The following is a 12,057-nucleotide window of genomic DNA, read 5'->3' as shown; positions in this document are numbered from 1 at the left end:
ACCAATCGGGCTTTTACGGGCAGTTTTCTTCCCCGCTCTTCTCCATCCTTTACTGCCCGTTAATGCGGGATAAAGACCCTTCGACGATGTTCGACATGCGAGTGAGTAATCCAGCCACCAAAACTCGATTCACAATAAAGAGCTATCGCACATTCGCGATAGCTCTTTTTATCCCGCTATTCGCGGGCAGTAAGACCCCCACTGATGGAAGTTTCACTTTATTGTTCTTTTTGCACATAAGCAACAAGTGCTTCTAATGCTGCTGTTTCATCTGATCCTTCTGCAGTAATTGTAACTTTACATCCAGATCCAATTGCTAAGCTCATAATCCCCATAATACTCTTAGCATTGACTGTTTTTCCGTCTTTCTCCATAAAAATATCGGCTTGAAAACGATTTGCTTCTTGTACAAACAACGCTGCCGGACGTGCTTGCAATCCAGTTTTCAACAACACCTCTACCTGTTTTTGAACCACAGCTCCATTCCCCTTTACCTTTTATTTTTTTGCAACTGCTTCTCCAGCACGCAATTTATCAGCAATATCATCGATTTTACGTAAACGATGGTTGATACCCGATTTACTAATGTTTCCCCCGGATACCATTTCCCCCAATTCTTTCAATGTAACATCTTGATAATTGATACGCAGTTCTGCGATTTCACGTAATTTATCTGGTAAAAAATCCAGACCAACTGTTTCATCAATATAACGAATATTTTCGATTTGCCTTAAGGCTGCACCAATCGTCTTATTTAAGTTTGCTGTTTCACAATTCACAAGACGATTTACAGAATTACGCATATCGCGCACAATGCGAATATCTTCAAACCTTAAAAGAGCATTATGAGCACCAATAATATTTAAGAACTCGGTAATCTTTTCCGCTTCCTTTAAATACGTAATATACCCTTTTCGCCTTTCTAACGTTTTACTATTTAATGCAAACTCGTTCATAAGTTCACATATCGCATCATTATGTTCTTTGTATAACGAGAAAATTTCTAGATGATATGATGATGTTTCCGGATTATTAACGGAACCACCAGCTAAAAACGCACCGCGTAAATATGAACGTTTACAACACTTTTTCTCAATTAATTCTTGTGAAATATCACGAATAAACGAAAAGTCCTCTCGTACAATTTGCAAATCCGATAAAATTTCACGTGCTTTTTCGACTAAACGAACGATATACACATTATTTTTCTTTAAGCGCATTTTCTTACGCACAAGTAACTCAACTGTAACGTTATATCCTTTTTTCAATAATGTATAAATTCTTCGAGCAATCGCTGCATTTTCCGTTTGAATATCAATGATTACACGGCGATTTGAAAAGGAGAGTGAACCGTTCATCCGAAGTAATGCTGATAACTCTGCCCTCTCACAGCACCCCTTCATTTCAAGCTTTGTCAGCTCTTTCTTTGTTTCTGATGCAAATGACAACCATTTCACCTCCTGACAAAATGTAAAATCATAATTATTTTCATGCCCTAAATGAATTTGTAGCGTTACCTCAAAGAAGTAACGCCTTCTACTATGCAAGCCTCTTCACTATTTCTTCAAGCTTACAATTTATATTAACGAATGTAAAATCGAAGCTAATTTTACTGTATCATGACGCACAACTTGATCATCATATTTTACTAAACGATCTTTAATCAACTTAATATTATGCGCTGTAAAATGCTCTTCATCAATTGTAACTGGCTTCGACATTTCTTCTGCATAACGTCCTAATAATTCAACTGGAATTGGTTCATCGTTCACTATTGCTGTATCAATAAACGCTTCTCCAAGATGATCATGCAATGCTTTCACATGATCAAACGCTGTATATCCCCTTGTTTCACCAACTTGAGTCATTACATTACACACATACACTTTCTTCGCTTTTGCACGAAGGACTGCATCGCCGATTTTTTTTACCATTAAATTCGGCAAAATACTTGTGTATAGACTACCTGGCCCAAATACAAGTAAATCAGCTTTTCGAATTTCCATTAGTGTTTCATGAAGCGGTTCTACTTCCCCCGGTGTTAAAAATACACGGTTAATCTTTTTGCCGTAATACGGAATTTTAGATTCCCCGCTTACAATTTGCCCATCTTCCAATTCCGCATGCAAAACAACACTTTGATTCGCAGCTGGAAGTACACGGCCTCTTACATTTAACACTTTACTTGTTTCCGTAATGGCATGAAAGAAATCGCCCGTAATAGCTGTCATTCCAGCTAACAATAAATTACCAAGCGCATGTCCTGTTAATCCTTCTCCTGATGTAAAACGATGTTGGAATAACGCCTCCACAAGAGGCTCCACATCAGACAACGCAACAAGCACGTTGCGAATGTCTCCAGGAGGTGGAATTTCTAACTCATCACGAAGTCTCCCAGAACTTCCCCCATCATCAGCAACCGTTACAATCGCTGTAATATCGACAGGATACTTTTTTAACCCGCGCAATAAAACGGATAAACCAGTTCCGCCTCCCATAATAACGATTTTCGGTTTTCTCTCTTTTTCCATCGCTTAATGTCCCTTTCTCTTCTCCACATCACGATGAGACACATGAGTTGGACACTCTTGCTTCAAATGTTTCGTCAAATATTCTGCAAGCGTAACGGATCGATGTTGTCCGCCTGTACATCCAATTGCAATGACAAGTTGACTTTTTCCTTCTCGCTTATAATGTGGAAGCATAAAGGAAATAAGGTCTGTTAACTTCTCTAGAAATTTGTGCGTTTCATTAAACTTCAGCACATAGGATGATACTTCCTCATCAAGACCTGTTAACGGCTTCATGTGTGGAATGTAGTATGGATTCGGTAAAAAACGAACATCAAATACTAAATCAGCATCAATTGGAATACCATATTTAAATCCAAATGACATCACGTTCACACGAAATGCTTGCTCACTCTCAGGTGAGAATAATTGAATAATCTTTTCTCTTAACTCTTTCGGTTTTAAGTCTGACGTATCAAGGACAATATTCGCGCGCGCCTTCATATCTGTTAACAGCGTACGCTCTGCTTCTATTCCTTTTAACGGAAGACCTGTTAGAGCAAGTGGATGTGAACGCCTCGTTTCTTTATAACGAGTTACAAGCGTACTATCTTTTGCATCTAAAAATAAAATATGCGGAATAATCCATGTACGTTCTGTTAAATCATCAAGTGCTTCCCATAAGTGATCAAAAAACTCTCGGCCACGCAAATCGATACCAAGCGCTACTTTATTCATTTTCCCTTTCGAATCTGCCATTAATTCAACAAACTTCGGCAACAACATGGGCGGTAAATTATCCACACAAAAATATCCTAAATCCTCAAAGCTTTGCAGAGCAACCGTTTTTCCTGCTCCGGACATTCCTGTAATAATGACCATTTTAATATCATTATGTGCGTCCATCATATCCCCCCCTTATGGTTTAACTCGGATCTAATCGATACGAAAGTAATTCAAAATTTGGTGTATATACAAATGTACCGTAAATAATACCATTTCCTTTAATTAAATAATCAATAATATGATAATCTCCTGGCGCCATTGGCAGCTCATCAATCTTATCAACTGTATGCCAGCCTATTATCCCTTCTTCGCTTTGCAATTTATTTTCTCCTGCAAAATCTGTAGCTAAGAAGGAAAACATCATCCATTCAGAAACAACCTTATCTCCTTCTTGGATCACGAAAGTAAAAACACCTTTTAATGTTGGATTTTTCAAATAAATACCCGTTTCTTCGCGATATTCACGAACAACCGACTCTCTTACTGTTTCGCCGCGCTCCATCTTGCCGCCTGGAGCAACCCACCAATTTCGACGAGGCTTTTGTAATAGGAGAACTTCATTATCCTTGATTAACACACAGTTTGTCACTCTTTGCAAGCTTCTCACCTCAGCTACTTATAACAGGGAAATCCCCATTATATACTCACTTCATTATACTATCAAATACAGTTTGTCACAATGAAGGAACGCCCGGCCTCTGACAAATTAAAAAGATGATGGGAGACTATTCCCATCACCATTCAGTGAAAAAAATAAAGTGAAACTTCCATAAGTAATTTTTTTCATCCCCCACCTATATTTCTTGTTTTTCTCTGAATCTTGAGGCGGGAATCTTACTGCTCCAAAGTAGCGAAAAAAATTTTCTAATTGGGATACTTCAGCATATTAATTTGATCGGCAGGTGGCAGAGAGAGGCCTTGTACAATTATTGATCATCCACAATAATATATGCTGTTCTTATTGGTCCATGAACACCTACGACAAGATTCATTTCAATATCAGCACTGTTTGATGGACCAGAGATGAAGTTCAAACAGGATGGGATTTTTTCACCCTTCATATTTTGATTATGAATCATCTTTGTAGCTTGTGTTAATCTTGGCACAATCGTACTTTTCGGGACAATTGCGATATATGATTCAGGAAGAAGACTAACTGGCCTCCCTTTTATACCCTCATTAAATAAAACGACAGTTCCTGATTCAGCAAGAGTTATATCACTAAACGTAATTCCAACATCAGCTGTTTTTGCAAATTCAATACTCTCTTCTTTATGATCCAAATCCCATTTATGGAAATGTATCTCCCCTTCACTTGTAAAAAATCCATTCAGATTATATTCATCAAACCGTTCATCATAAGAATAAATAACAGATCCGATATTCCATTCTTTCATAAAGGATTGTAACGTTTCAACAAGGTTTGCCTTCGTTGTTCGCTGAACTTCTGTATGAATATCTTCACATTGTTCAACTAACTTCGATATAAGTTCATCTTGTGTTAATCCGTCAAAAACGCTCCATTGTGGAGAAAAAGACCAACTTGGTTTTTTTACTGTTTCCGGGCGTTTTCTGCCCAGTTTCTCTGATAATCGGGATAAAAATGTATCGCGATTTTGAATAGCCATTATTTCTCCTCCCTTGACCGTTTTTCAAACCAATCTCTAAACGGTTGTTTTTTCGGAGCCGGAAAATCTCTCGCTTCTGTCCAAGCTTTTAACGGCCCTACCCCGCGTTCAATTTTGTCTCCTTTTATAAAGGGCTTTAATGCGTACGGAGCTGTCCTCGCTGCAAGGGAGAACGACCTCGAGCTATTCGCCATTTTTTCAAAGCCTTTCATAGCCATATCCCAAGCTAAAGGAGACTTTTTCGCTTCTTCCACAATCTGTCGGCGATGTCGAATTAACAATTCATGTAAAGGTATTTTTACGGGACATGCTTCCGTACAAGCACCGCAAAGGCTAGATGCATAAGGTAGATCTTTATATTCATCATATCCTCCTAAAAGCGGTGTCAATACAGCACCGATCGGACCTGGATAGATTGAGCCGTATGCATGACCTCCGATATGACGATATACTGGACATACATTAATACATGCCGCGCAACGAATACATTGAAGGACACTTTGGAATTCTGTTCTTAAAATATTGGAACGCCCATTATCAACAATTACTAAATGAAATTCCTCAGGTCCATCTGTCCCCCCAGGTTCCGTTAAGCCTGTAATATAACTTGTTAACTTTTGCCCTACAGAACTTCGGCACAGGAGTGTTACTAACACATCCAGCTCCTCCCATGTTGGGACAATCCGTTCCATACCCATAACGGTAATTAACGTTTTCGGAATGGTCGTAACTAACCTCGCATTCCCTTCATTCGCTACAATAGAAACAGACCCGGACTCTGCAACAGCAAAATTACACCCAGTCACTCCTACATCCGCTGTTAAAAAGTCATTACGCAAATAGTTCCGTACAAACCTCGCCATTTTTTCAGGATCAGCTGTTCCGGTATAACCTATTTTTTCTTTAAACAACTCACAAATACTTTCTTTATCTTTATGAAGACAAGGAACAACAATATGTGATGGCGGATCATGGTCATTAATTTGTAAAATAAATTCTGCAAGATCCGTTTCTAATACTTCCCCGCCAACTTCTTCCATTGCTTCATTTAGACTGATTTCTTCCGTTACCATAGATTTTGACTTTACAATTTTTTTCGCGTTTTTCTTTTTTATAATACCTTTTACGTATTCCCTTGCATCTTCAGCAGTCTCTGCGAAATAAACAAAGCCCCCGTTTTTTTCGATATTTTCACTGAGTTGATATAAATAATAATCAAGGTTTTCTAGTGTATGCTTCCGAATCTCTTCTCCTAAAGATCGCCATTCTTCCCAGTTTCCAAGACTTTCAGTAGCTTTTAATTTCTTACTTCTAAGGCCATCTTGAGCTTTCGCAACAGCCCTTCTCATGAATTGATCACCAACGGCCGTTTCAGTGCGTTTATGAAAGGGATCGTTTCCAATTTTCATTCCCATTTTTATATCCCCCTTCTATCCTCATTTAATACTTGAGCAATATGCTTTACCTCAATTGGATAGCCATTACGTGTTAATCGACCTTTTATATTCATTAAACAGCTGCAATCCATTCCGATTAACACTTCCGCACCTGTTTCCATAATATGTTTCACTTTTTCATCAACCATTTGCTCTGAGATTTCTGCCATCTTCACTGAGAATGTACCGCCGAATCCACAGCAATCATAATTGTGTGATAATGGAACGACTTCTAACCCTTTTACATGTTTTAATAACTTTTGAGGAGGTTCCTTAATACCCATTAACCGGCTCATATGACAAGATGTATGAACAGTTGCTTTTTTATGAAGTTCCGCACCTAAATCTTCTTTACCTAACACTTCTACAAGAAATTGTGTAAATTCATATGTTTTCTTTGCAAGTTCAGTAGCCTTTTGCTTCCATTCTGTTTCACTTTCAGAAAATAAGCTTGAAAACTCGTGAACCATCATGACACAAGACCCTGATGGTGCCACAACATATTCTGAACCAGCAAATGCTTCAATCATATGTTTTGCAGCTGTTTTCGTTTCTTTTTGATAACCGCTATTATAAGCAGGTTGACCACAGCAGGTTTGATTTTTTGGAAAGTCGACTTCACAACCTAAATCTTCAAGAATTTCAACAACATCTTTTCCTACTTCTGGATAAAAAACATCCCCAAGACAAGTAATAAATACGGATACTTTCATATTGACACCTCCAAATAAGGTAAAGTAGCGGGATAAAGTGAAATTTCCATTCGAAGGTGCTTTTCCTTCGAATGGTTAGTTGAACCAATCGGGTTCTTACAAGCAGTTCTCCTCCTTGAATTTCCACCTTCGCTTACTGCTTGTTAGAGCGGGATACAGTAGAAAAGCAAAGATAATCACTGTATGTTCAAGTAACTTTGTCAACCAATCTACCTTTTTTGTATTTTTAGTAAAAAACATGAAAAATATGAATAAAAATGATAAGTAAAGGAGAAAAACTTTTGAGGCATCCTTAGAGAAAGTTATACAGAACTTGTCGACTTCTGAGGATCATCTAGTGACAAATCGAGTGCTGTTATATTTATTAGGAAGAGAAAATGAACCTTCTGTCATGAAGGTACTACAGCAATACTATGAACATGCATTACATTTTTCAAAACAATGGATTGAAAGTGACCAACAACATGGTGTGATTAAAAGCTCCATCGATAGTAGTAGAACAGCAGAACTGTAGATTTTACTGATGCTTGGTTACCAAGTACATCATGCTATTCCTGGAAAAAAACCTTCTTTTCAAACTGAAGAACTAAAATTACTCATGAGTAATTTATTAAAAGCTTAATCAGGAGGAGGAGAATAGTTATGGTAGCATTTTACGTGCTCATTATTTCATTCTTTTTATTTCTAGGTATGGGGCAAATGGGTTTGTCTTATTTTGATAGTTGGCACACATCACTTCAAGCAGCTATTGCTGCTATGTTACTTATTGCTGCTTCCGCCAGGTGGGGAAAGAGAAAAACTGACTTAATCCGCATGGTACCATCGATTTTCCCCAGACCTGATTTAATAGTCTTGATTACTGGTTTGTTAGAAATTGCTGCAGCGATAGGTATATTAATTCCATCTATGTCTAGATTGACTTCCATTTGCTTAGCGATCTTACTCATTGCTATGTTTCCAGCAAATATCAAGGCATCAAAAGAGAAGTTAACTATCGCTGGAAAACATCCTCCCTCACTATGGCTACGAACTAGTATACAAGTCATCTTTATTGTACTAGTACTGCTCGCAGGCTAACAACCCCACTTAACTATGGGGTCCCGCCCCATCGCCATCAAGTTAAGAAATCATTGTTCTCCAAAACGAAAATATCCAAGGGGTTACCCAAAACATCAATAAACAAAAAAAATAAGTGATTGAGGGCTATCCCTCAATCACTTATTTCTTACTAAAATAGGATACAATCGCAAATCCTAAGATAAACGTAATAATAGAACTTACAATCGACATACCGCCTGTTGGAATACCAGGAAACACCACTGCAATTGACCCAATAACAAGTCCGATAATTGCCGCAAATGTTCCACTTTTATAATGCATTAATAAATAGCTAATCCCTTTACTACTTACAACAAACCCTACCATAACACCTGCACCAATTACTGCAATTAATGGTAGATTTAATGTTGTTAAAGCTTCAATCGCTGTTGGATACACACCAATGATTAATAAAATAAACGATCCACTAATCCCTGGAAGCAGCATAGCCATACTAGCCATCCAGCCCGCAAGGAACAGCCCAATCGTATTTAAAATTGTTAACGTCATAATTGGATCTGCCGCTTGATCTGGCTTAAAAAATACTGTTACGGCTACAAGAGCTGCCGCAACAAACAATATAATAATATGTCCTGCTTTAAATGTTTCCTTCGCATTTGCTTCCCTCATTAACATTGGTAAAATGCTCAAGATTAAGCCAAGGAAGAAAAATTGCGTTGGCTCATAATGATTTTCCAGTAAATACTTAATTACATGACTTAACGTCAAAAATGCTGCTGCTATACCAGCACCAAGCGGAATCAAAAATCCTAAATGTTTTTTCCACTCACGACTAAAGAATCCGCTGATGGCTGCAAGTAGCTGCTCATAAATCCCCAGTACAACAGCGATTGTGCCGCCGCTCACACCAGGAATTAAATCACTAACTCCCATACAAAAACCACGATATACATTACGCCATTCCATCCTGTGTACATTCCTCATTTCTTTTGCATATTTTCCCAAATTAAAGTATAACAACAAAAGAAAAAGAGTACTATCAAAACCCAAAAGCATATATGACATCTCGATGACAATTAAAGTGCTGAAATCCTATATCACAAAAAAAGAAGCTACCCTAATAAAGATAGCTTCTTTTCCTTGTTCATTATTTTCCTACTTTTAATTCTTCTAATAGTTCTTCCACATAATGCTGTGCACTTTGTGCTGCAATACTTCCATCACCAGTTGCTGTTACAATTTGACGAAGCATCTTTTCGCGAATATCACCAGCTGCGAAAATACCAGGAACCTTTGTTTCCATACGTTCATTTGTTTCAATATAACCATTTTCATTTGTAATACCTAGCTCTGCAAATGGTTTAGAAAGTGGTAGCATACCAATATAGATAAATGCGCCATCTGTTTTAAACTCTTGCTCTTCATCGCTATTTACATCCACAAGTGTTACGCTGCCTACTTTTCCGTTTGCTTCGTTAATTTCTTTTACAGTATGATTCCAAATGAAATCAATTTTTTCATTTTGGAAAGCACGGTCCTGTAAAATCTTTTGTGCACGTAATTGGTCACGACGGTGAACAATCGTTACCTTCGTTGCAAAGCGTGTTAAATACACACCTTCTTCAACAGCTGAGTCGCCGCCGCCAATAACAACAAGCTCTTTACCTTTAAAGAATGCACCGTCACATACCGCACAGTATGATACACCGCGGCCGCCAAGTTCTTTCTCTCCCGGCACGCCAATTTTCTTATATTCCGCACCGCTTGCTACAATAATTGCACGTGCTTTATATTCTTTCTTTCCAGCTACAACTGTTTTATATTCTTTCCCATCAATAACTTGTTTCACATCACCATATGCGTATTCTGCACCGAATTTCTTCGCATGTTCAAACATTTTGTTTGATAAGTCTGGCCCTAAAATGTGGTCATATCCTGGGTAGTTTTCGACTTCTTCTGTATTTGCCATTTGTCCGCCCGGGATACCGCGTTCAAGCATCAGTGTGCTTAAATTCGCACGAGATGTATACACAGCTGCTGTCATCCCCGCTGGACCAGCTCCGATAATAATTACATCATAAATTTTTTCTTCTGCCATATTGTTCATCTCCTGTTCTTATCGCTCTTTTGATACCCTCATTATACTGCTGGCAACCGGTTTTTCCCAGTGATTTGCTTGCATTTATCCCGCTATTCACGGGCAGTAAGACCTCCACTGATGAAAGTTTCGCCTTATCCCGCATTAACGGACAGTAGGATCCCCACCTCAAGATTCAGAGAGAAGCGAAGAAGATAGGTGGGGGATAACTGTCCGTAAAAGCCCGATTAGTTCAACTAACCATTCGAAGGAAAAGCACCTTCCAATGGAAGTTTCACTTTATGCATGCAAACGTCTCACTGCTTGCACATATTTTCCTACAGTTGCTACCGATACATTATATATATTACCAAGCTCTGCCTGCGTTAACTTATCTCGGCACTCGCCGCGTACAATATATTCAACTGCTGCTGACCAGCCATATACATTTGTAAAGGACGTTCCGCTCGTGTATAAACGTATAAATGTACAAAACCAAAGATGTAAACATTCTTCAATAAGCTCATCATCTTTTTTCGTATAATTGTATAAAGCATCTGCAATACGAATACATTGTTCAAACTGCTGCAGTTCTCTTGGAATACTTTTATGACTGTTAATTAAGAAGAAATAGTTCGCTAGTTGCGATACAATCGGAACACGCTTAGGAGATTGCATAACATCAAAGAAAAAGCCAAGCTTCTCTGGTGTTGTCAGTTCATTCATTAAATATAAAGCGAGCATTTGTTCTTCCAATGTTTCACTTTTTTGAAACGATTGCTGAAGCTCTCGGAATAAAATATTTTGGCCTTCATCTACTAAATTAATAGCATTCCAAGGTTCTTTTCCCTTTTTATCAGGATGTAATTCCACTACATGCGCCCACATTTTCTCGGCTGTTTGCTCATCCTTTACCATATAGGCAGAATATGCAAACCAATAATAAAAGCTAACATCACCTTCGTAACCTTGACGTTTTAACACTTTTAACCATTTATATGCACTTTCAAAACGACCAATTGTCGCAAATGTTGTCCCTAGTTTCACACGATGTTCAAACGACATCGGATACACTGTTTCCAATTGCTCTGCTAACTTTTCTACTTGCTTATATTCCCCAATGGAATATAGAAAAATAAGCGTATTACATAACGCATGAATATTCCCTGGATTCTTCTCTAAAATCAGCTCTGTCATTTTCAACGCTTGATCAACATTCCCAAGCTGAAAATGAGCAATTGCTAAATTATTATGCGCTGACCAAAATTCCGGATATTCCGTTATGACTCCTTCAAGCGTCGCAATCGCCTCTTCTAATTGACCGTTACGAATATAATGATTTGCTTGCTCTTGCATCACAATTAATCCATCTTCATCTTCGAATTCCGGCGTATCCATTTCTTCTTCTTCAATGATCTCTAGAAGTTCTATCGTTTCAGCAATAAATTCTTTATCCGTCGCAATCTCTAAATACCGCTCTGCATATTTTTTTGCTTGTTGGAATAACCCAAGATACGCATAATTATTTGCCATAAAATAATAGCATTCTTCTATTTGTTCACCCGTACGAACAATTTGTAATAAGATTTGATTCGATTCGTGATACTCTCCCGCTTCCGATAATGCCGTTGCTAATTGACATAAAATAAACGGCTCTTTCTGATTTTGTGCCGCTCTCTTAAAATATTTAATTGCATCTTCTAAATGATGATTGCGATAAGCCTTCATACCTTTATTATAAAAGAAGTCAGCTAATTGATTAAAAGAAATAACTTGTCCGTTCTCTTTATGAATTTCTTGATTTTTCCCCATAACTCCTCCATTATTTCATTCTTCTATCTCTAAGTA

The 12,057-nt window shown here is 38.0% G+C and carries 13 protein-coding genes; 2 read left to right on the top strand and 11 right to left on the bottom strand.

Features of this window, described 5'->3' with window-relative positions:
- Nucleotides 1–218: 218 nt before the first annotated feature.
- From LRP84_RS19350 to LRP84_RS19315, 8 genes are all read right to left on the bottom strand, one after another.
- Nucleotides 219–476, bottom strand: coding sequence for an HPr family phosphocarrier protein (locus LRP84_RS19350; protein ID WP_230576567.1), 258 nt, complete (start codon nucleotides 474–476; stop codon nucleotides 219–221).
- 21 nt (nucleotides 477–497) lie between these two features.
- Nucleotides 498–1,448: a DNA-binding protein WhiA gene (gene whiA, locus LRP84_RS19345; RefSeq protein ID WP_230576566.1), complete on the bottom strand. Its 951-nt coding sequence runs from the start codon at nucleotides 1,446–1,448 to the stop codon at nucleotides 498–500.
- 129 nt (nucleotides 1,449–1,577) lie between these two features.
- Nucleotides 1,578–2,531, bottom strand: coding sequence for a gluconeogenesis factor YvcK family protein (locus LRP84_RS19340; RefSeq protein ID WP_230576565.1), 954 nt, complete (start codon nucleotides 2,529–2,531; stop codon nucleotides 1,578–1,580).
- Between the two features lie 3 nt (nucleotides 2,532–2,534).
- The gene (rapZ, locus tag LRP84_RS19335; protein ID WP_230576564.1) at nucleotides 2,535–3,416 is read right to left on the bottom strand and encodes an RNase adapter RapZ; all 882 of its coding nucleotides are present in this window, start codon (nucleotides 3,414–3,416) and stop codon (nucleotides 2,535–2,537) included.
- Between the two features lie 19 nt (nucleotides 3,417–3,435).
- The gene (locus LRP84_RS19330; RefSeq protein ID WP_098308417.1) at nucleotides 3,436–3,894 is read right to left on the bottom strand and encodes an NUDIX hydrolase; all 459 of its coding nucleotides are present in this window, start codon (nucleotides 3,892–3,894) and stop codon (nucleotides 3,436–3,438) included.
- Nucleotides 3,895–4,222: 328 nt separating this feature from the next.
- Nucleotides 4,223–4,924: a LutC/YkgG family protein gene (locus tag LRP84_RS19325; RefSeq protein WP_230576563.1), complete on the bottom strand. Its 702-nt coding sequence runs from the start codon at nucleotides 4,922–4,924 to the stop codon at nucleotides 4,223–4,225.
- Entirely contained in the window at nucleotides 4,924–6,339 is a 1,416-nt protein-coding gene (locus LRP84_RS19320; RefSeq protein ID WP_230576562.1) for a LutB/LldF family L-lactate oxidation iron-sulfur protein, read from the bottom strand. The genes LRP84_RS19325 and LRP84_RS19320 overlap by 1 nt, the downstream gene beginning before the upstream one ends.
- 2 nt (nucleotides 6,340–6,341) lie before the next feature.
- The gene (locus LRP84_RS19315; RefSeq protein ID WP_230576561.1) at nucleotides 6,342–7,073 is read right to left on the bottom strand and encodes a (Fe-S)-binding protein; all 732 of its coding nucleotides are present in this window, start codon (nucleotides 7,071–7,073) and stop codon (nucleotides 6,342–6,344) included.
- A 337-nt stretch (nucleotides 7,074–7,410) separates the two neighbouring features.
- On the opposite strand from LRP84_RS19315, the gene LRP84_RS19310 reads away from it, so the two are divergent.
- On the top strand, nucleotides 7,411–7,587 hold the full coding sequence (locus tag LRP84_RS19310) for a hypothetical protein (protein ID WP_230576560.1): 177 nt from the start codon (nucleotides 7,411–7,413) through the stop codon (nucleotides 7,585–7,587).
- A gap of 128 nt (nucleotides 7,588–7,715) precedes the next feature.
- On the top strand, nucleotides 7,716–8,150 hold the full coding sequence (locus LRP84_RS19305) for a DoxX family protein (RefSeq protein WP_230576559.1): 435 nt from the start codon (nucleotides 7,716–7,718) through the stop codon (nucleotides 8,148–8,150).
- Nucleotides 8,151–8,291: 141 nt separating this feature from the next.
- On the opposite strand, the gene LRP84_RS19300 is transcribed toward LRP84_RS19305, so the two are convergent.
- The 3 genes from LRP84_RS19300 to LRP84_RS19290 form a co-directional block, all read right to left on the bottom strand.
- A complete protein-coding gene (locus LRP84_RS19300; RefSeq protein WP_230576558.1) occupies nucleotides 8,292–9,098 on the bottom strand; it encodes a DUF368 domain-containing protein in 807 nt (268 codons plus the stop codon).
- Between the two features lie 181 nt (nucleotides 9,099–9,279).
- A complete protein-coding gene (gene trxB, locus LRP84_RS19295; RefSeq protein ID WP_230576557.1) occupies nucleotides 9,280–10,230 on the bottom strand; it encodes a thioredoxin-disulfide reductase in 951 nt (316 codons plus the stop codon).
- 279 nt (nucleotides 10,231–10,509) lie between these two features.
- A complete protein-coding gene (locus LRP84_RS19290) occupies nucleotides 10,510–12,021 on the bottom strand; it encodes a tetratricopeptide repeat protein (RefSeq protein ID WP_230576556.1) in 1,512 nt (503 codons plus the stop codon).
- Between the last annotated feature and the right edge of the window lie 36 nt (nucleotides 12,022–12,057).

Source organism: Bacillus rhizoplanae, from assembly GCF_917563915.1.
In the GTDB taxonomy this organism is placed as follows: domain Bacteria; phylum Bacillota; class Bacilli; order Bacillales; family Bacillaceae_G; genus Bacillus_A; species Bacillus_A rhizoplanae.
This window is presented reverse-complemented; position numbering and strand designations above follow the sequence as displayed.